We start from the raw sequence: 19840 nt of genomic DNA, 5'->3' as shown, positions 1-19840 counted from the left end.
AGGCTCGCGGTGGCGATCGTGCTCGGGGCCAACCAGTACGGCAAGGCCGAGGTGCGGCTGGTCCGGGTGGGCCGGGACGGTCCCCGGCACGAACTGCGCGACCTGACCGTCGGGATCGCCCTCGCCGGAGACCTCGACGAGGTGCACCGCAGCGGCGACAACGCGCACGTACTGCCGACCGACTCGCAGAAGAACACCGTGTACGCCTTCGCCCGGGAACACGGCGTCGACCAGATCGAGGAGTTCGGGCTGCTGCTGGCCCGGCACTTCGTCCGGAGCGTACCGCCGGTCCGGACGGCCACGGTGCGGCTGGCCGAGCACGGCTGGCAGCGGCTCGGTCCGCACTCCTTCCAGCGCGACGGTGCCGAGAGCCGTACCGCCACGGTGACGGTACACGCCGACGGCGGTGACACGGTGGAGTCCGGGATCTCCGGGCTGGTGCTGCTGAACAGCACCGACTCGGAGTTCCGGGGCTACCTGAGGGACCGGTACACGACGTTGCCGGAGACCGACGACCGGATCCTGGCCACCGCGGTCGAGGCGGACTGGCGGCACCGGGACGCCGACCCGACCGGTCCGACCGACCCGACCAGTCCGACCGGCCCGACCAGTTCGGGGCGGGGCTGGGCGGAGTCGTACGCCGGGGTGCGGGCCGCGCTTGTCGGCGCGTTCGTGGAAACCTACAGCCGCTCCCTGCAACAGACCCTGTACGCGATGGGCCACCGGGTGCTGGCCGAGCGCCCCGAGATCGCGCAGGTGCGGCTGGCCCTGCCGAACCGGCACCACCTGCTGGTGGACCTGGCACCGTTCGGGCTGGACAACCCGGGCGAGGTGTTCGTGGCCACCGACCGCCCGTACGGGCTGATCGAGGGGACCCTGACCCGTACCCCGACCGACGACGGGACGGACGTGACGGGGGACGCCGCGGCCCGGGACGCCGCCCGGGACGGAGGGGCGGGCTGATGGAGTTCCTGCAACCCCGGAGCTGGGCCGAGGCGCTGGCCGTCCGGGCGGCGCGTCCGGAGGCGCTGCCGGTGGCCGGCGGCACCGACGTGATGGTGGAGCTGAACTTCGCCCGCCGCCGCCCGCCGGCCCTGCTCGACCTGGGCCGGGTCGCCGGGCTGGCCGACTGGGGCAGCGAGGACGGGATGCTGCGGCTCGGCGCCGGAGTGCCGTACCGGCGGATCGTCACCGAGCTGGCCGGCCGGGCGCCGGGGCTGGCGATGGCGGCCCGCACGGTCGGCTCCGCGCAGATCCGCAACCGGGGCACCGTCGGCGGCAACCTCGGCTCGGCCTCACCGGCCGGGGACGCGCTGCCGCCGCTGCTCGCCGCCGGAGCGCTTGTGGAACTCGCCTCGGTCCGGGGCGTCCGCCGGGTGCCGGTCGCCGGCTTCTGCACCGGGCCGAAGCGCAGCCTGCTCGCCCCGGACGAGCTGATCGCGGCGGTACTGCTGCCGCCCGGACGCGGGCCGGAGCAGTTCGCCAAGGTCGGCACCAGGAACGCGATGGTGATCGCGGTCTGCTCGTTCGCCCTGGCGTTGCGCCCGGCGGACCGGACGGTGGGCACCGGGATCGGCTCGGCCGCCCCGACCCCGGTGCGGGCGACGGCGGCCGAGGAACTGCTCGCCGCCGAGCTGCCCTGGGCGGACCGGTCCGGGCTGCCGGAGTCGCTGGCCCGGCGCTTCGGCGAGCTGGTCGCGGCGGCGGCCAGTCCGATCGACGACGTACGCGGCAGCGCCGCCTACCGCCGGCACGCCCTCGGCGTACTGGCCCGGCGGGCGGTGCAGCGGGCCTGGGCGGAGCACCGGCGGGGAGGAGGAGCGGAGTGAGGGTCGACTGCGTGGTCAACGGCGAGCCGCGCCGGGCCGACGACGTGTGGCCGGGCGAGAGCCTGCTGCACCTGCTGCGGGAGCGGCTCGGGCTGCCCGGCGCGAAGAACGCCTGCGAGCAGGGCGAATGCGGTTCCTGCACCGTCTATCTGGACGGTGAGCCGGTCTGCGCCTGCCTGGTGCCGGCCGGGCAGGCCCGGGACCGCGAGGTGGTCACGGTGGAGGGACTGGCGGCCGGGCCCGGTGAACTCCATCCGGTGCAGCGGGCCTTCGTCGCCGCCGGGGCGGTGCAGTGCGGGTTCTGCACCCCGGGGCTGGTCGTCGCCGTACACGACCTGCTGGCCAGGACGCCGGCCCCGGCCGACGAGGAGATCCGGGAGGCGCTGGCCGGCAACCTCTGCCGGTGCACCGGCTACGAGAAGATCCTGGCGGCGGTACGGCTCGCCGCCGGCCGGGAGGAATCCCAGCCGTGATCGTCATCGAGAACTGCGCGGTCGCCACGGTCGACCCGGCCGGCACCGAGTACTCCGACGGGCACCTGGTGCTGGACCAGGGCCGGATCGTCGCGGTCGGCCCCGGACACGCCCCCCGCTACCACCGTCCGGTACGCCGGATCGACGGCACCGGCTGCCTCGCCACCCCGGGTCTGGTGAACACCCACCACCACCTCTACCAGTGGGCGACCCGGGGGATGGCGCAGCAGTCCGACCTCTTCGGCTGGCTGGAGACGCTCTACCCGGTCTGGGCCGGGCTGGACGCCGAGGTGGTGGCGGCGACCACCGCCGCCGGGCTCGGCTGGCTGGCGCTGTCCGGCTGCACCACCAGCACCGACCACCACTACGTCCATCCGGCCGGCGCCGGTGACCTGATGGCGGCACAGGTCGAGGCGGCCCGGCAGGTCGGGCTGCGGTTCCATCCGTGCCGGGGCTCGATGGACCTCGGGAGGTCGTCCGGCGGGCTGCCACCGGACACCGTCGTCGAGGAGACCGAGGCGGCGCTGGCGGCCACCGAGGAGGCGATCGACAGGTACCACGACCCGGCCGAGGAGGCGATGCTGCGGGTGGCGGTGGCGCCCTGCTCGCCGTTCAGCGTCAGCCCGAAACTGATGACCGAGGCGGCGGCGCTGGCCCGGCGCCGGGGCGTACGGCTGCACACCCATCTCGCCGAGACCGTCGAGGAGGAGGAGTACTGCCGGCAGACCCACGGCTGCACCCCGGTCGAGTACGCGGAACGGCTCGGCTGGCTCGGACCGGACGTGTGGCTGGCACACGGCGTACACCTGGACGACGCCGCGCTGGACGCGCTGGCCGGCAGCGGTACCTCGGTCGCGCACTGTCCCAGCTCGAACGCCCGGCTCGGCGCCGGCACCGCCCGGGTCCGGGACCTGCTGGACCGGGGCGTGCCGGTCGGGCTCGGCGTCGACGGACCGGCCTCGCAGGAGGCCAACCAACTCGGCGCCGAGCTGCGCCAGGCGCTCTACGCGGCCCGGCTGCGCGGCGGGCCGGCGGCGCTGACCGCCCGGGAGGCGCTGGCGCTCGGCACCGTCGGCGGGGCGCGCTGCCTCGGCCGGGGTGACGAGCTCGGTTCGCTGGAGGTCGGCAAGCTCGCCGACGTGGTGCTGTGGCGGCTGGACGGGCTCGGGCACGTCGGGATCGACGACCCGGTGGCGGCGCTGGTCTTCGGTGCCCCGGCGCCGGTGGAGTTGCTGCTGGTCGGCGGGGTTGCGGTGGTGGAGAACGGGGAGTTGCGGACGGCGGATCCGGCCGGGCTGGCCCGGGGGGTCCGGCGGGCGCACCGGATGTTGGTGCGGAGGGCGCGATGAGTGGATCCGGGCGCTCGCTGGTCGAGGCCGGAGCGGAGCCGGCGGCCCCGGGTGCACAGGGGATCGGGACGAGTGCGGTACGCCCGGACGCGGCGCTGAAGGTGCGCGGGGAGTTCGCGTTCTCGTCCGACCTGTGGGCCGACGACATGTTGTGGGGCGCGACGCTGCGCAGCCCGCACCCGTCGGCGGTGATCCGGGGGATCGACATCGGCGCCGCACTCGCCGTGCCGGGAGTGTACGCGGTGCTGACCTCGGCCGACGTGCCGGGCGACCGGTACTACGGGCTGGAGGTGGCCGACCAGCCGGTGCTGGCGGTCGACGAGGTCCACTACCGGGGCGAGCCGGTGGCGGTCGTCGCCGCCGACCATCCGGAGACGGCGCGCCGGGCCGCCGGGCGGATCGTGGTCGACTACCTGGTGCGGGAGCCGGTGACCGACCCGGAGGTGGCGCTGGCCCTGGCACCGGAGCCGGTCACCGGTACGGCGGCGGCGCCGGCCGGTGCGGGGCTGGTGCGGCACGTGCCGATCCGCAAGGGTGATCCGGCGGCGACCGCCGAGGTGGTGGTGACCGGGGAGTACCGGGTCGGGATGCAGGACCAGGCGTTCCTCGGGCCGGAGTCCGGGCTGGCGGTGCCGGCCGAGGACGGTGGGATCGAGCTGTACGTCGCCACCCAGTGGCTGCACGCCGACCAGCGGCAGGTGGCGGCGGCGTTGGGACTGCCGGCGGAGAAGGTCCGGCTCAGCCTGGCCGGCGTCGGTGGGGCGTTCGGCGCCCGGGAGGACCTGTCCATGCAGGTGCACGCCAGCCTGCTGGCGCTGCGGACCGGGCGGCCGGTGAAGATGGTCTACGGGCGGGAGGAGTCGTTCGTCGGGCACGTGCACCGGCATCCGGCGGTGCTGCGGTACGAGCACGGTGCGACCCGGGACGGCGAACTGGTCTACGTACGGGCCCGGATCCTGCTCGACGGTGGCGCGTACACGTCGACGACTCCGGCGGTGGTGACGAACGCGGCGAGTCTCGGCGTGGGGCCGTACCGGGTGCCCAACGTGCACGTCGACGCCTACGGGGTGCGGACCAACAACCCGCCGTGCGGGGCGATGCGCGGATTCGGGGCGGTGCAGGCGTGCTTCGGGTACGAGTCGCAGATGGACCGGCTGGCCGAGGCGGTCGGGCTGGACCCGGTCGAGTTGCGGGTGCGCAACGCGCTGGCCGAGGGCGGGACGATGCCGACCGGGCAACTGGTGGAGGGGCCGGCGCCGGTGGCCCGGCTGCTGGAACTGGTCCGGGACCGGCCGCTGCCGCCACCGGCCGGCGACGACCTGCGGCAGCTGCCGGGCGGGGTGGCGAACACGACGACGCCGGAGCAGGTGGTGCGCGGGGTCGGGTACGCGATCGGGATCAAGAACGTCTGCTTCTCCGAGGGCTTCGACGACTACGCGACGGCCCGGGTCCGGCTGGAGCTGGTCGGCGGCGAGCCGACCGTGCTGGTGCGGACGGCGGCGGCGGAGGTGGGCCAGGGCCTGGTGACGGTGCAGGCGCAGATCGCCCGCACCGAGCTGGGGGTCGAGCGGGTGGTGGTGGCGACCGCGGACACGAGTGTGGGGAGTGCGGGATCGTCGTCGGCGTCCCGGCAGACGTACATGACCGGGGGTGCGGTCCGGGCGGCCTGCCGGGCGGTCCGGGCGGCCCTGCTGGCCCGGTCGGGGTCGCCGGTCGAGCCGGGCGACGGGGCCGGGGCCGAGTGGCTGGGTGGGGTCGTGCGGGACGCTGCCGGGACCACGGTGGGCACCCTGGTCGAGCTGCTCGCGGCCGGGCCGGTCGAGGAGACCGTACGGTGGCGGCACCGGCCGACCCGGCCGCTGGACCCGGTCACCGGGCAGGGTGACGCGCACGTGCAGTACGCCTTCGCGGCGCACCGGGCCACAGTGGACGTCGACCCCGAACTCGGGCTGGTCCGGGTGGTGGAGATCGCCACCGCCCAGGACGTCGGGCGGGCGATCAACCCGGCGGCGGTGGTCGGGCAGATCCAGGGCGGCACGGCGCAGGGGCTCGGGCTGGCGCTGATGGAGGAACTCCAGGTCGTCGACGGGGTGATCCGGAACCCGTCCTTCACCGACTATCTGATTCCGACCGTGCTGGACGTGCCGCCGATGGCGGTGGACGTGCTCGAACTTGCCGACCCGCACGCGCCGTACGGGCTGCGCGGGGTGGGGGAGCCGCCGACCATCTCGGCCACTCCGGCGATCGTCGCGGCGATCCGGGCGGCGACCGGGGTGCCGCTGACCCGGGTACCGGTCCGGCCCGAGCACCTGACCGGGACCGGCTGATGGCCCGGCTGCCTGAGCGGGACCCGTTGGTGGCCCGGCTGCCTGAGCGGGACCCGTTGGTGGGGCGGCTCGGGCCGGACGTGCTGGCCGAGCTGGACCAGCGGCTGGCACCCGTCGACGCCGAGCTGCTGCGGCGCTATCCCGGCCAGCCGGCGGGGCGGCAGCCGGTGCACACCGTCTACGTGCCGGCCGACCGCTGCGATCCCGGGTTGGTGGCCCGGTGGGGCGCGGCGGCCCTGGCCGCGTTGCGGGACCACCCGCCGCTGCCGTACCCGGTCGGGTTGCACGAGCTGGTGGTCGACAAGCTGGGCCGGGAGCCGGTCGAGGACCTGCGGATCGACTTCGAGGACGGCTACGGGGTACGCGACGACGAGGTCGAGGACGCGGCGGCGGTCCGGGCGGGGCGGCTGGCCGGCGCCGGGCTCGGAGTGCCGTTCCTCGGGTTGCGGATCAAGAGCCTGACCGGGCCGGTACGCCGCCGCGCGGTGCGTACCCTGGACCTCTTCCTGGCGGCGCTGCGGGACGCGGGTGAGTTGCCGCCGGCCGGGCGGTTCGTGGTGACCCTGCCGAAGGTGAGCGTGCCGGAGCAGGTCGAGGCGATGGTGCTGCTCTGCGAGCGGCTGGAGGCGGCGTACGGGCTGCCGGCCGGCTGGTTGCGCTTCGAGGTGCAGGTGGAGACCCCGGCGGCGGTGCTCGGGCCGGACGGGCTGGCCACCCCGGGCCGGCTGATCGACGCGGCCGGCGGCCGGTGCAGCGGGCTGCACTACGGCACCTACGACTACAGCGCCGCCTGCGGGATCGCCGCCGCGCAGCAGAGCCTGGAGCACCCGGTGGCGGACTTCGCCAAGGCGGTGATGCAGGTGGCCGCTGCCGAGACCGGGGTACGCCTGGCCGACGGCTCCACCAACCTGCTCCCGGTCGGCGACACCGCTGCCGTACACGCGGGCTGGGCGGAGCATGCCCGGCTGGTCCGGCGCGGCCTGGAACGCGGCTTCTACCAGGGTTGGGATCTGCATCCGGCGCAGTTGCCGACCCGGTTCGCCGGCACGTACGCCTTCTTCCGGGACGGGCGGGCGGCGGCGGTGGCGCGGCTGCGGGATTACCTGGAGCGGCGCTCCGGCGGCATCCTGGACGAGCCGGCGACGGCGCGGGCGCTCGCCGGATTCCTGCTGCGCGGGCTGGACTGCGGGGCGCTGACCGAGGCGGAGACCGGCTACCACCGGGCCGAGCTGTCGGCGATGTGACCGCTGCGGGCGACTGCCGGTTTCCGGGGAGGGGGAGCGGATGGGCGGGTACGACCTGGTGCTGCGGTCCCGGCGGGTGGTGCTGCCGGACGGGGAACGGCCGGCCTCGGTCTGGGTACGGGACGGCCGGATCGCCGACCTGGCCGGGTACGACGCCGACCTGGCCGGGTACGACGAGGTGCCCGGCACCGACCTCGGCGACCTGGCCCTGCTGCCGGGACTCGTGGACACGCACGTGCACGTGAACGAGCCGGGCCGTACCGAGTGGGAGGGTTTCGCCTCGGCCACCCGGGCGGCGCTGGCCGGCGGGGTCACCACGATCGTCGACATGCCACTGAACTCCGTACCGCCGACCGTGACCGTGCCGGCGCTGCGCCGCAAGCGGGACGCGGCGCGCGACCGGTGCCACGTCGACGTCGGCTTCTGGGGCGGCGCCGTACCGGAGCACCTGGCCGAGCTGCCGGCCCTGCACGCCGCCGGGGTGCTCGGGTTCAAGGCGTTCCTGGTCGACTCGGGGGTGCCGGAGTTCCCGCCACTGGACCCGGCCGGGCTGCACCGGGCGCTGGCAAGCGTCGACGCGCTCTTCGTGGTGCACGCCGAGGACCCGGCCCGGATCGGCGTCGCCCCACCGTCGGCCCGGTACGCCGACTTCCTCGCCTCCCGCCCACCGGTCGCCGAACGCCGGGCGGTGCAGGTGGTGCTGGACGCGGCCCGGCGTACCGGCCGGCGGGTGCACGTGCTGCATCTCTCCGCCGCCGACGCGCTGCCGGCGGTCGCCGCCGCCCGCGCCGACGGGGTACGGGTGACCGTGGAGACCTGCCCGCACTATCTGACCCTGGACGCCGCCGAGGTCCCGGACGGGGCGACCGAGTTCAAGTGCTGCCCGCCGATCCGGGACGAGGCCAACCGGGCGGCGCTCTGGGCCGGCCTGGCGGACGGGCTTGTCGACTGCGTCGTCTCGGACCACTCGCCGTGCCTGCCGGAGCTGAAGCGGCCGGACAGCGGCGACTTCGGCGCCGCCTGGGGCGGGATCGCCTCGGTGCAGCTGGGGCTGCCGGTGGTCTGGACCGAGGCGCGGCGGCGCGGGCACCGGCTGGCCGACCTGGTGCGCTGGATGGCGTCCCGGCCCGCCGAGATCGCCGGGCTGCCCGGCAAGGGGGTGCTGCGGGTCGGTGCCGACGCCGACCTGGTGGCGCTGGACCCGGAGACGGAGTGGACCGTCGAACCGGCCCGGCTGTTCCACCGGCATGCGGTCACCCCGTACGCCGGGCGCCGGCTGCGCGGCGTGGTCCGGGGCACCTGGCTGCGCGGCGAGCCGGTCGGCCCGACGGACCCGCCCCGGGGCCGCCTGCTGACCCGGCCGGAGCCCCCGGCCGGCGAACGGTCCGGGCTGGCCGCGCCGCCGGTCGACGGGTCGGCGGCGGGGATCGGCCGGGTGCACCGGTGACCGGCTTCACCGAGCTGCCGGACCTGGCGTCGCGGGCGCTCGGCGGCGGGGTGGTGGCGGCCAACGACGAGTTCTTCGCCGCCCGGGACAACCTGGTCGGCGACGCTCCGCCGGGCTTCGCCGCCGGCACGTTCGGAGCCAAGGGCCAGGTGTACGACGGCTGGGAGACCCGCCGCCGCCGGGAACCGGGGTACGACTGGGCGGTCGTCCGGCTCGGCGCCCCCGGGATCGTCTCCGGAGTGGTGGTGGACACCACGCACTTCACCGGCAACTATCCGCCGTTCGCCTCGGTGGAGGGGTGCGGGATGTCCGGCTATCCCGATCCGGTCGAACTGGCCGACGCCGACTGGGCCACCCTGGTGCCCCGGTCGGCGCTGCGCGGGAACAGCCGTAACCTGTTCGAGGTGGACGACCCACACCGCTACACGCACCTGCGGCTGCGGATCTATCCCGACGGCGGGGTGGCCCGGCTGCGGGTGCACGGTGTGGTCGTACCCGATCCGTCGCTCTTCCCGGACGGGCGGGCCGACCTCGCGGCGCTGGAGCACGGCGGGTTGGTGGTCGGGTGCAGCGACATGTTCTACGGTGCGCCCCGGCAGTTGATCGCGCCCGGCCTGGCCCGCACCATGGGTGAGGGCTGGGAGACCGCCCGGCGGCGCGACGACGGCAACGACTGGGTACGCGTCCGGCTGGCCGCCCCCGGCCAGGTCCGGCAGGTGGAGCTGGACACCAGCCACTTCAAGGGCAACGCGCCGGCGGCGGCGGCGCTGCGCGGCATCGACACCCGGGTTTCGGACCCGGCCGACGAGGCGGCCTGGTTCGAGATCCTGCCGCGTACCCGGTTGCAGCCGGACACCCGGCACCGGTTCCCGGTCGCCGCGCTGCCGACCGCCACCGAGGTCCGGTTGGACATCTTCCCGGACGGTGGCATGGCCCGGCTGCGACTGCCCGGCCGGATCGCCCCGGCCGATCTCGACCTGCTGCGACGACGCTGGTCGGATTCGCTGCCACCGGCGCACGCCCGTCAGGTGGAGCCCGGCGGGATCCGCTCGGCGAGAGCCTGGTGGCCGTGACCCGGACGGTGCTGCTGCACCTGCTCGACGCCGCCGGCCGCCCCCTCGGGGTGCTGCCCCGGTACGACGTACCGGCGCCGTGGTGGCAGGAGGTCGGCGACGTGGTGGCCGGCGCCCGGACGCGGTACGGCCTCGACGTCTCGGTACTGCGACTGCTGCACGCCGACCGCAGCGGGCCACCCGGCGGCACGGTCGGCTATCTGGCCCAGCTCTCCGAGGGAGCCGCTCTGCCGTCCGGGTTGCCACTGGCGCCGACCCGGCTGGACCTGTCGGCCGAGCCGCTGCGGGCGCCCTGGGCGGTGCCGGGCGGGCCGGCGGCGAGCCTGCGCTGGGCCGCCGCCGAACTGCACCGGGCGGGCCGGGGCCCGCACGTCGCCGTGCCGCAGCGGGCCTGGAACCTGTCGGCGATCTGGCGGCTGGACATGCGAGGGCCGGACATGCGAGGGCCGGAGGGGGCAGGGCCGGACGGTGCGGTCGGGGCCGGTCCGCCGGTGTGGCTCAAGCAGGTGCCCGGGTTCTTCGCACACGAGCCGGTGCTGCTGCGCTGGCTCGGCACGGCGGTGCCCGACCTGGTCCCGGTGCTGATCGCCGCCGACGACCACGGGCGGATGCTGCTGGAACACGTGCCGGGCGAGGACGGCTACGGGCTGCCGCCGGCCGGCCGGGCCGAGGTCGCCGCCGACCACCACCGGCTCCAGCTCGCCTCGGTCGACCAGGTGGAGCGGCTGGTCGCCGCCGGGGTCCCGGACCGGCGGGGGATGGCGCTGGCCCGGACGGTACGGGACCGGCTCGCCGCGCACGGCCCGGACCTGGCGCAGCTGCGGTCGCTGTTGGACGGGCTGCCGGACCGGCTGGCCGAGCTGGGCCGCTGCGGCCTGCCGGACACCCTCGTGCACGGCGATCTGCATCCGGGCAACGTCCGGATCGCCGGCGACCGCCGGGTGATCATTGACTGGGGGGACGGCTTCGTCGGGCATCCCGGTTTCGACATCCTGCGGCTGACCGAGTCCGTCGAGCCCGAGCCGGCCCGGACGCTGGTCGAGGAGTGGGTCCGGCGCTGGCGGTCGAGCGTGCCGGGCAGCGATCCGGCCCGCGCGATCGAGCTGCTTCGTCCGGTTGCTCCGCTGTGGATGGCGGCGGTCGCCGCCGACTTCCTGGCCCGGATCGAACCGGCCGAGCGGGCGTTCCACGCCGCGGACGTGCCGGCCCTGCTGAGCCTGGCGGCCCGAACGGCCTGAGCCGGCGGAGGTGACTGTCGACTATCCGTCTTGCCGGCGCTTGTCTGCCCCCGGGGCCGGTCGTAGCGTCGCGGCTAACCCGCCGACGACAGGAGCCCTGTGAGTCAGCCCGTTCCGCCGCAACTCGTCGTGCACTGCCGGATGCTGCACTTCGGCTGGGTGCCGGCGGATCCCGAGGCGGTCGCGGCGACGGTGCCGCCGGGCCTCCGGCTGCCGGCGAACCGACAGGTCTTCCTCCAGCAGTACGTGGTGGACGACGCGGCGCAGACCTCCGGGCTGGAGAGCTATTCGGCAGCCGGACTCGGCCCGGACCTCGAACTGGTCGACTCGGGCTCGGCCCGCTGGTATGCCCACCACCTCAGTTCGAGTCCGCTCGCCCGGACCCAGGCGGCGGTACGCGGTGTGCCGGCCGCCGCCGGCCGGACCACGATCGAGATCGTCGGGCAGGCGCTGGTGGCGGTGACCGAAGTGGACGGAGTGGCGCTGATCCGCACCACCGCCCGGGTCGGTGGCGCCGTCAGCCGGGTATACCGGGGACACGTCCGCTACCTCAGCCGGCTCGGCGACCGGCTCACCGGCGCCAGTTGCCCGTACGTCTTCGAGCCGGTGACGCCGTTCGAGATCGAGTCGGTGGAGTTCCTCGCGCCGGACCATCCCGTCTTCGCGCTCCGCCCGGCCAACCCGTTGGAGTTGCTGTGGGGTTTCTACTCGCCACGATCGTCGTTCGCACTGCCGGGCAGCGAGTCCTGGGCATGGTACTGAGCCCGGCCTGTCCGACTGCCGGGACGCCCGGTGTGGCTCCCGGGACGGCCGGTGTGGCTGCCCGGACGGCCGGGCCGTGACGGCGGCCGACGAGTTACGCGCCCGGTACGTCGACCAGCTGCGCCAGGAGGGACTGCTCGGCGCGGACGAGCTGGTCCAGGCGTTCCGCACGGTGCCCCGGGAGGAGTTCGTGGCGACCGGTTTCGACGGCGGCGACGGCCGCTGGCTCGGGCCGGACGATCCCGACTTCCTGCCGCTGGTCTACCGGAACCATCCGCTGGTGACGAAACTCGTCGACGGGATACCGGCCAGCTCGTCGAGCCAGCCGTCGCTGATGGCGGCGATGATCGAGTCCCTGGAGCTGCGCCCCGGCAGCCGGGTACTGGAGATCGGCGTCGGCACCGGATACAACGCGGCGCTGATGACCGCGATGGGCGCCCGGGTGACCACGGTGGACATCGCTCCCGACGTGGTGGAGCGGGCCGAGGCGGCACTGCGCAGGGTCGGCCTGGCCGGCGCCGTCGACGTACGCCTCGGCGACGGTTACCTCGGGGCGCCGGCGGAGACCGGCTACGACCGGGTGGTGGTCACGGTCGGGGTGACCGGGGTGTCGCCGCGTTGGCTGGACCAACTCGTCCCGGGCGGTTACCTGCTCGCCCCGGTCGAACACGCCGGCAACCACCCGGTGCTGCGCATCCGGCCGGGTGTCCGGGGGGTGGCCGAGGCGCGGTGAGCTGCGGGCCGGGTTCATGTCCGCGGCCGGTCCGCTGGCGGCCCGGTATCCGGGTGCGCACCCGCTGCCCCGGCGGGCGGCCGCGTTCCCACCGCCGACCGTGCGGCAGCCGGCCCGGTGGCGCCCGCCGTTGGACGTCTTCCGCTACCACGACCTGTGGTTCGCGGTCGGGGCCTGGGATCGGCGTACCACCTTCTCGGCCGGTCCGGCCGGCGGCTGGGGCGGTCCCGGCGGAGCCGTCCTGCTCGACGAGGTGCACGGCGGTGGGGCCGGTCTGCTCGCCGACGGTTCGGTGCGGGCGGCCGGACCCTACGCGGCCCGGTACGCCGCCGACGCGATCGCCCTGCGGGACCGCTGGGTGGCCCGGGGTGAGCCGACCATCTCGGAGTGGACGTCCCGGCTGGTGCCGGCCGGTGACCCCGACCAGCCGATCCTGGTGCCGACGAACTGGATCCAACGCTGACGGATGCCGGAACGGCTCGACCCGGACGATACGTGACCGGCACCCGCATCCGGGCACGTTCCGCCGCCTCGGGTGGGGATCCGGCCGCAGGCTACCCCGGAATCGGGTCGGGCTGCCGGGTTTCCGATCGCCCAGAGCGGCAACTCCGATGTCGGGTTGCCCCGGATCGCGCGCGACGGCAGGGGGCTGTGCTTCCGCGCGGCTCCGGGCAGCCCGGGTGCCCGCAGCGGCGCCGAGGCGAGGACGACCACCGGCGTACCAGCGCCAGGGTGTCGGAGACCGGACAACGGCGGCAGAACGCCGGAGCCGGTACGGCGATGGTCGTCCGGCCCGTCGGAGTGCAGGCGACGACCAGGGGAGGACAGCATGTCCAGTGAGATCATGGATGCCGATCGGGACCAACCGGACCGGGCGGCGGTGGAGAACGAGCGCGGCGCCCTCGTCGCGGTGCTGGTGATGGTCGTGCTCGGGGTGGCCGGCATCTTCGCGGTCTCCACCTGAGGGGGTCGATCTCCCGTTGACCGGACCCGCCGGCCGACCCGGCTGGCGGGTCCGACGCCCGATCGTCAGGACCGGGCCGCCGGTGACCGGGTGCCGCCGCCGGAGAGCTGTGCCGGTCCGCTCGGGCCGGCGTCGTCCCAGGGTGGTTCCGTGGCGGGGCCGGCTTCGGTGCCGGGGTGATCGGCGCGGCGGGCCATCCGCAGCGTGACCGGACCGACACCGAGGCAGAGCACGGCGGCGACCAGCAGTGGCAGGCGGTGGTCCGGCAGCACCAGGGCCGCACCGACCGGGGTGGTGATCGCGACCGGTGCGAAGAGCAGGGTGCTGGCGCTGCCCGACACCCGGCCGAGCAGCGCCCCGGGGGTGCGCGACTGCACCGCCGTCACGGCGGCGACCAGGGTCCACGGCAGGCCGATCCCGACCAGCACCGAGCAGGCCACCGCCGCCGGGGTCCAGGGAACGAGGCGGCCCAGCGTGCCGAGCGCGAAGAGCGCGGCGCCCAGTGCGCCGACGGCGAGACTTCCCCGGGTACGCAGCAGCCGGGGCACGAGCAGCCCGCCGAGCAACGATCCGGCGCCCTGGGCCGAGGAGAGTACGCCGACGAACGCGGCGGGCTGGTGCAGGTCCTCGGTGACGACGGCGTAGACGGCGGCGGTGGTCAGTCCGGACATTCCGATCGTGGTGGATCCGATCAGGACACACGTACGCAGCTCCGGGTGCCGCCACAGGAAAGCGGCGCCGGCCAGGAGTCCGCGGCCGCCGGTTCCGCTCCGGTGCCGTCCGGTTCCGGATTCGGCCGCGCTGTGGCCTGCGGTTCCCGGTACGGTCGGGACGTCGGTACGGATCCGGAGCAGCCGGTAGAGACCGCCGGCCAGGACGAGCGCCAGAGCGGTGAGCGCGACCACCGGATATCCGCCCCGCCAGGCGAAGAGTCCCGCGCCGGCCAGCGGGGCGACCAGCTTCATCCCCTCCTGCGCGCTCGTCCGCATCCCGTTGACCTTGCCGAGTTCGTGCGGCGGCAGCGCGGCCGGCAGCAGGGCGTTCTCCGCGACGTCGACCAGGACGAGGCTGGTGCCGTAGCCGAGCATCACGACGTAGACGATCCAGACCTGGGCTTCGCTGCGGACCGCCAGCAGCGACAGCACGGCCACGGCGGTGAGCAGGTGGGTCCAGACGACGAGCCGCTGGCGGGGCAGCCGGTCGACGGCCGCGCCGAGGAGCGGGCCGAGCAGTGTCGGGGCGAAGAGGCAGAGGCCGGTGAGCGCGGCCACGCTGCCGGAGCCGGAGAGGTCGAGCACCCACACTCCGGCGACCACGTTCAGCGCGGTGCCGCCGAAGCCGGAGACCGCCGAGACGCCGACGAAGAGCAGGATGTTGCGCCGTTCGGGGTCGAGCCGTCGTCTCGTGCGCACGTTCTGTCCTCCGAGGGGTTGAGTCGTGGGGACTCACATCCTCGGTCGGCTGATCGGCGCTTGTCAACCAGAACTTCAGTCGGGTCGACTCAAGTCGGCGGTTGGCGGCGCTTCCCGCCCGGCCGGCTCGGGCCTGCGGGCGGCGCGTTTCCCGGTGGCCCGGCTTCCGGTGGCCCGGCTTCCGGCGGGCTCGCCGGTGGGGCGGCCGGTGGGGCGGCCGGTGGGGCGGCCGGTGGGGCGGCCGGTGGGGCGGCCGGTGGGGTGGCCGGTGGGGTGGCCCGGCGCAGGGCCCGGCGGAGCCGGTCGCGGGCAACCGGCAGCGCCCCGCCGGACTGCTCGGCCGGGATCTGGTCGAGGTCGTCGAGGGCCTGCGCGGCCAGCGCGTACAACCCGCCGGGTTCGGCCGATCCGGCCAGGCCGAGCGTGGTGCGGGCCAGCCGGATCCGGGGGTGCCGGTCGTCCCGGTCCGGCTCCGCGCCGAGCTGCCGGTACACGGCGGTCACCTCGGCCCGCAGTTCCGGCACAGTCGGCCCGAATCGACTGTCAACGACCTGTTGACGCCGCCGGTCGGCACGTACTCGGGACGGGTCCCGGGTCGCGGCGCCGGAGAGGCGTACCCAGCGCTGCTCGGCCGCCTGCCGGCTGGTCAGCCCGAGTGCCGTGGCGATCTGGGCCCAACTCGCCCGCCGTTCCCTGGCGGCCTCGATGAGCTGGCGTTCCGCCTCGTCCAACCCGGCCCGCAGGCCGGCGAGCAGCCGCATCGCGGCCAGTGGCTCGGATCGGCCGGCACTATTGCCGGCGGCGGCGGCCAGCACTGCCGAATGTGCGGCGACGGCATCGTCGGGGATTTCGTCGCCGGTTGGCTTCCCTGGTCGCATCCGGGGATCGTGTCGTGCCCGACGGCGTCTGTCAACAAACCGTTGACGCTCGACGGGTATCGCGCCGGCAGGACGCGAGCACGCCGGCAGGTTCACCCGCTGGGGCGGACCTGCCGGCGTGCCGGAGCGGGGGTCAGGAGGGCCGTGCCGCGCTGCCGTCGGTGTGCGGGGTACGGCGGGCCGGCACCACGCCGAGCCGACCGGCCTGGTAGTCCTCGAAGGCCTGCACCAGCTCGGCCCGGCTGTTCATCACGAACGGACCGTAGTGCGCCACCGGCTCGCGGATCGGCTGACCGCCCATCACGTACACCTCCAGGGCGGGGGTGGCCGTCTCCTGCCGCTCGTCGGCGGCGAACCGCAGCGCGTCGCCGGGCCCGTGCACCGCGAGCTGGCCGGTGCGCACCGGCCGGCGGTCGGCGCCGACCGTGCCCCGGCCGGCCAGCACGTAGACCAGCGCGTTGAAGTCGGGCCGCCAGGGCAGCTCCACCTCGGCGCCCGGCTGCACCGTCACGTGCGTGACGGTGATCGGGGTGTGCGTGCTGCCCGGGCCGGTGTGCCCGGCCACCTCGCCGGCGATGACCCGGAGCAGGGCGCCGCCGTCCGGCGTGGTCAGCAGGGCCGACTCCCGGCCCCGGATGTCCTGGTAGCGCGGCGGGTTCATCTTGGCCGCCCGGGGCAGGTTGACCCAGAGTTGCAGCCCGTGGAAGAGGCCGCCGCTCACCACCAGGTGCTCCGGTGGCGCCTCGATGTGCAGCAGGCCGCGTCCGGCGGTCATCCACTGGGTGTCGCCGTTGGTGATGGTGCCGCCACCGCCGTGCGAGTCCTGGTGGTCGAAGACCCCGTCGATGATGTAGGTGACGGTCTCGAAGCCCCGGTGCGGGTGCCAGGAGGTCCCCTTCGGCTCGCCGGGGGCGTAGTCGACCTCGCCCATCTGGTCGAGGTGGATGAACGGGTCCAGTTCGGTGAGCGGTACCCCGGCGAAGGCCCGGCGGACCGGGAAGCCCTCGCCCTCGTAGCCGCTGGGCGCGGTGACCAGCCGGCGGACCGGCCGGTAGGTGGTGGTCGCGCCGAGCCGGGGCAGGCGGGGCAGGACCAGGACGTCGTCGACGGTGATCGCGGGCATGGCTACTTCTCCTTGACGCTGACGCTGACGCTGCCGGGGGTTCGGGAGGCCGGGGTGGTGGTGCCGTCAGCCCTCAACCGCCCGGCCAGCCGGTCGAAGACCCGGGTGAGGCAGGCGACCTCGGCCTCGTCGAGGTCGTCCATCAGATAGCCGCGCACCGAGGCCGCGTGCTGCGGTGCGGCGTCGCGCAGGGTGAGCAGCCCGGCGGCGGTCAGCACCGCCTCGCTGCCCCGGCGGTCCTCCGGGCAGCTCTGCCGGGCGACCAGGCCGCGCCGCTCCATCGAGGAGATCTGGTATGTCAGTCGACTCGGCGAGAAGACCAGCCGACCGGCCAGCTCGCCCATCCGGAGCCGTTGCCGGGGCGCCTCGGAGAGCAGGACCAGCACGTGGTAGTCGGCCAGGCTCAGCTCACTTGCGCCGCGCAGCTCGTCGTCGAGCCGGTTGAGCAGGAGCTGACTCGACTCGACATACGCCCGCCAGCAGGCCAGCCGCTCGGCGTCCAGACCTTCCTCCATGCCCTCGACTGTAGCACTATTTAAAATCTAAAGCACTTGCTCGTACGCGACCAAGCTCACTCGATCACACGACCTTGGTCAGGTTGTGCGACTTTGAAGTACCTGTCGACCGGGTGGTGCCGTCGTCGTCGGCCGCCCGCCGACGCTAGGCTCGGTCAGGTGGACGAACTGGAGCTGGCGGACTGGCGCGAGCAGGTGACCCGGCTCTACCTGTCAGATCTCGACCTGGCCGGCTTCCGGGCGGCCCGGGACGCCCTGTTCGCCGGGCACCCGCAGTCACCGATCCCGCTGGCCGAGCGGCCCCGCTTCACCGGGCTGCGCTACTTCCCGGCCGAGCCGTCGGCCGTGGTCGACGTGCCGATCCGCCCGGCCACCGGCACGCTGAGCATCGACACCGGCGGGCCGGACGGCGTGGTGCGGTACCGCCGGTGCGGCATCGCCGAGACGCCGTGGGGCCCGCTGACCCTCTGGTGGATCGAGGCGTACGGCGGCGGGCTCTTCCTGCCGTTCCGGGACGGTACCGCCGGCCGGGAGACGTACGGCGGCGGGCGCTATCTCACCGACACGGTGAAGGGCACCCACGGCCGGGGCCTGACGGTGCTGCCCGGCGGTCGGCTGCGGCTCGACCTCAACTACGCCTACAACCCCTCCTGCGCGTACGACGACCGGTGGGCCTGTCCGCTGGCGCCGGAGGAGAACCGGATCTCGACGCCGATCCGGGCCGGTGAGCGCGTCTACCACTGACCGACCCGGTGCCCCGGTCGGGCCCTACTGTCCGGTGGCGCCGGCCGGGCGCTGGGCCTGCCAGTTCATCCGACCGATCAGCTGGCGCGCCTGGTCGGCGAAGGTCGCGTCGACGTTCACCGCGTACTGGTTGGCCCGCAGGCTGCTGGCCGAGGTGAAGTCACGGCGCCCGCCGGTCATGGCGTGCGCGATGGCACCGAAGATCGCACCCCAGACGGCACCGATGGCGAGTCCCACCAGGATGACCGCCCACCAGTTGCCGACCGTGAAGATGCCGAAGAGCAGACCGATGAAGAGCCCGAACCAGGCACCGGTGGCGGCACCGGCCAACGCGGCCCGGCCGGTGGTCATCCGCCCCAGCACCGTTTCGACAAGGGTGAGGTCGGTACCGACGATCGCGGCACGTTCGACCGGAAACCCGTTGTCGGAGAGGAAATCCACCGCGTACTGCGCCGACCGGTATTCCTGGTAGGCGGCGACGGTCACCGTGGCCTGCTGTCCCGGGGTCGTACCGTCCTCGCTGCTCGGCGCCCTGAACTGGTCACCGGAAGGTCCGGCTGGCAGGTTGTTGCCGCCCGTCATACCAGGCATACCGGACTGCCAGGCCGCCGTCGGATTCCTGGACATCATGAATCAGCCTCCTTCGTCACGGCTCGATTCCCCGGCTGTCCCTACCCGGTAACCCGTCCCGGTGGAGGTAAACGAACGGGCGCGCCGAACCCCGCTGTCCGGTTTCGCCTCTCCCGGCCCGGACCGTCCGGGCTGAGCGGGCGGCTCGGCGTCCGGCTCAGCGGGCGGAGGCGCTGCCGACCCGGCGTTCCTCCTCCTCGGCCGCCGAGCGCACCGCCACCGCCGTCTGCTCGTCGAGCGGGAAGAACGACTCGACGGCGAGTTCCGCCACGGTGACGTCCAGCGGGGTGCCGAAGGTGCAGACGGTGCCGAAGAAGGCCAGTTCCCGGTCGCCGTGCCGGATCCGCAGCGGCACCACCACCTCGCCCGGCCCGGGGATCTCGACCTCGGGCTCCGGCTGGTCGCACGGGTACGCCCGCAGTTCGCCGTAGAGTTCGGCCAGCTCGGGGTCGCCGCTCTGCGCCACCTGCCGGCGCAGCCGCCCGAGCAGGTGCGCCCGCCACTCGCCGAGGTTGACGATCCGGGGCGCCAGGCCGGCCGGGTGCAGGGCCAACCGGAGCGCGTTGACCGGCGGGGTGAGCAGCGGCGCCGCCGCACCCGCGGTGAACAGCCCGATGCTGGCGTTCGCCTCGACCAGGTGCCAGTGCCGGTCGACGGCGATCGCCGGATAGGGCTGGTGGGCGGTGAGCACCTGGCGCACCGCCGCGCGTACGGCGGCCAGGGCCGGGGAGTCCAGCGACGTACGCGGGTAGATCGGCGCGTACCCGGCGGCCAGCAGCAGGTGGTTGCGGTCCCGCAGCGGCACCTCCAGGTGCTCGGCGAGCCGGAGCACCATGTCGCGGCTCGGCATCGCCCGGCCGGTCTCCACGAAACTGAGGTGTCGGGTGGAGATGTCCGCCTGGATGGCGAGTTCGAGCTGGCTGAGCCGCCGTCGTTCGCGCCACTCGCGCAGCAGTTGGCCGACCGGTCGCTGCCGCTGTCCGGCGACCGTCATCTCGTCATCACCATTCCGATCGTACGGCCGGACGCTGGCGCGGCTGCGGCCCGCCGGCCGGGTCAGGGGCGGTCTGCCCGGGGGGTGCCGGGTCGCCGCCCGCGT

The 19840-nt window shown here is 74.7% G+C and carries 20 protein-coding genes; 14 read left to right on the top strand and 6 right to left on the bottom strand.

Going from position 1 to position 19840, the window contains the following annotated elements; genetic code table 11:
* The first annotated feature begins 9 nt into the window (after positions 1–9).
* The 13 genes from pucL (at position 10) to O7626_RS20980 (ending at position 13439) form a co-directional block, all read left to right on the top strand.
* Positions 10–963, top strand: a complete 954-nt coding sequence (gene pucL, locus O7626_RS21040; RefSeq protein WP_278062851.1) for a factor-independent urate hydroxylase — start codon at positions 10–12, stop codon at positions 961–963.
* On the top strand, positions 963–1829 hold the full coding sequence (locus O7626_RS21035; protein ID WP_278062850.1) for an FAD binding domain-containing protein: 867 nt from the start codon (positions 963–965) through the stop codon (positions 1827–1829). The genes pucL and O7626_RS21035 overlap by 1 nt, the downstream gene beginning before the upstream one ends.
* Complete coding sequence (locus O7626_RS21030) at positions 1826–2302, top strand: (2Fe-2S)-binding protein (protein WP_278062849.1); 477 nt, start codon at positions 1826–1828, stop codon at positions 2300–2302. Before O7626_RS21035 ends, O7626_RS21030 begins: the two co-directional genes overlap by 4 nt.
* Positions 2299–3651: an 8-oxoguanine deaminase gene (locus O7626_RS21025; RefSeq protein WP_278062848.1), complete on the top strand. Its 1353-nt coding sequence runs from the start codon at positions 2299–2301 to the stop codon at positions 3649–3651. Before O7626_RS21030 ends, O7626_RS21025 begins: the two co-directional genes overlap by 4 nt.
* Complete coding sequence (pucD, locus tag O7626_RS21020) at positions 3648–5978, top strand: xanthine dehydrogenase subunit D (RefSeq protein WP_278062847.1); 2331 nt, start codon at positions 3648–3650, stop codon at positions 5976–5978. Before O7626_RS21025 ends, pucD begins: the two co-directional genes overlap by 4 nt.
* The gene (locus O7626_RS21015) at positions 5978–7222 is read left to right on the top strand and encodes an aldolase/citrate lyase family protein (protein WP_278062846.1); all 1245 of its coding nucleotides are present in this window, start codon (positions 5978–5980) and stop codon (positions 7220–7222) included. The genes pucD and O7626_RS21015 overlap by 1 nt, the downstream gene beginning before the upstream one ends.
* A 40-nt stretch (positions 7223–7262) precedes the next feature.
* Positions 7263–8669, top strand: coding sequence for an allantoinase AllB (allB, locus tag O7626_RS21010; RefSeq protein ID WP_278062845.1), 1407 nt, complete (start codon positions 7263–7265; stop codon positions 8667–8669).
* Positions 8666–9742, top strand: a complete 1077-nt coding sequence (gene alc / locus O7626_RS21005) for an allantoicase (protein ID WP_278062844.1) — start codon at positions 8666–8668, stop codon at positions 9740–9742. The genes allB and alc overlap by 4 nt, the downstream gene beginning before the upstream one ends.
* Positions 9739–10980 (top strand): aminoglycoside phosphotransferase family protein, encoded by a 1242-nt coding sequence (locus tag O7626_RS21000; RefSeq protein WP_278062843.1) that lies wholly within the window; start codon positions 9739–9741, stop codon positions 10978–10980. Before alc ends, O7626_RS21000 begins: the two co-directional genes overlap by 4 nt.
* 99 nt (positions 10981–11079) lie before the next feature.
* Complete coding sequence (locus O7626_RS20995; RefSeq protein WP_278062842.1) at positions 11080–11742, top strand: hypothetical protein; 663 nt, start codon at positions 11080–11082, stop codon at positions 11740–11742.
* A gap of 76 nt (positions 11743–11818) precedes the next feature.
* Positions 11819–12475, top strand: a complete 657-nt coding sequence (locus tag O7626_RS20990; protein ID WP_278062841.1) for a methyltransferase domain-containing protein — start codon at positions 11819–11821, stop codon at positions 12473–12475.
* A complete protein-coding gene (locus tag O7626_RS20985) occupies positions 12447–12938 on the top strand; it encodes a hypothetical protein (RefSeq protein ID WP_278066529.1) in 492 nt (163 codons plus the stop codon). Before O7626_RS20990 ends, O7626_RS20985 begins: the two co-directional genes overlap by 29 nt.
* A 366-nt stretch (positions 12939–13304) precedes the next feature.
* Positions 13305–13439 (top strand): hypothetical protein, encoded by a 135-nt coding sequence (locus O7626_RS20980; protein ID WP_278062840.1) that lies wholly within the window; start codon positions 13305–13307, stop codon positions 13437–13439.
* A 65-nt stretch (positions 13440–13504) separates the two neighbouring features.
* On the opposite strand, the gene O7626_RS20975 is transcribed toward O7626_RS20980, so the two are convergent.
* The 4 genes from O7626_RS20975 to O7626_RS20960 form a co-directional block, all read right to left on the bottom strand.
* Positions 13505–14851: an MFS transporter gene (locus O7626_RS20975; protein ID WP_278062839.1), complete on the bottom strand. Its 1347-nt coding sequence runs from the start codon at positions 14849–14851 to the stop codon at positions 13505–13507.
* Between the two features lie 89 nt (positions 14852–14940).
* On the bottom strand, positions 14941–15729 hold the full coding sequence (locus O7626_RS20970) for a hypothetical protein (RefSeq protein WP_278062838.1): 789 nt from the start codon (positions 15727–15729) through the stop codon (positions 14941–14943).
* Positions 15730–15862: 133 nt separating this feature from the next.
* On the bottom strand, positions 15863–16852 hold the full coding sequence (locus O7626_RS20965) for a pirin family protein (RefSeq protein ID WP_278062837.1): 990 nt from the start codon (positions 16850–16852) through the stop codon (positions 15863–15865).
* 2 nt (positions 16853–16854) lie between these two features.
* On the bottom strand, positions 16855–17367 hold the full coding sequence (locus tag O7626_RS20960; RefSeq protein WP_278062836.1) for a MarR family transcriptional regulator: 513 nt from the start codon (positions 17365–17367) through the stop codon (positions 16855–16857).
* Between the two features lie 159 nt (positions 17368–17526).
* On the opposite strand from O7626_RS20960, the gene O7626_RS20955 reads away from it, so the two are divergent.
* Entirely contained in the window at positions 17527–18111 is a 585-nt protein-coding gene (locus tag O7626_RS20955) for a DUF1684 domain-containing protein (RefSeq protein ID WP_278062835.1), read from the top strand.
* A gap of 24 nt (positions 18112–18135) precedes the next feature.
* On the opposite strand, the gene O7626_RS20950 is transcribed toward O7626_RS20955, so the two are convergent.
* Positions 18136–18738 (bottom strand): general stress protein, encoded by a 603-nt coding sequence (locus tag O7626_RS20950; RefSeq protein WP_278066241.1) that lies wholly within the window; start codon positions 18736–18738, stop codon positions 18136–18138.
* A gap of 160 nt (positions 18739–18898) precedes the next feature.
* Complete coding sequence (locus O7626_RS20945; RefSeq protein WP_278062834.1) at positions 18899–19735, bottom strand: helix-turn-helix transcriptional regulator; 837 nt, start codon at positions 19733–19735, stop codon at positions 18899–18901.
* Positions 19736–19840 lie beyond the last annotated feature (105 nt).

Source organism: Micromonospora sp. WMMD1102 (genome assembly GCF_029626265.1).
Taxonomy (GTDB): domain Bacteria; phylum Actinomycetota; class Actinomycetes; order Mycobacteriales; family Micromonosporaceae; genus Plantactinospora.
The sequence above is the reverse complement of the archived record's forward strand: the minus strand, read 5'-3'. Positions and strand labels throughout refer to the sequence as shown.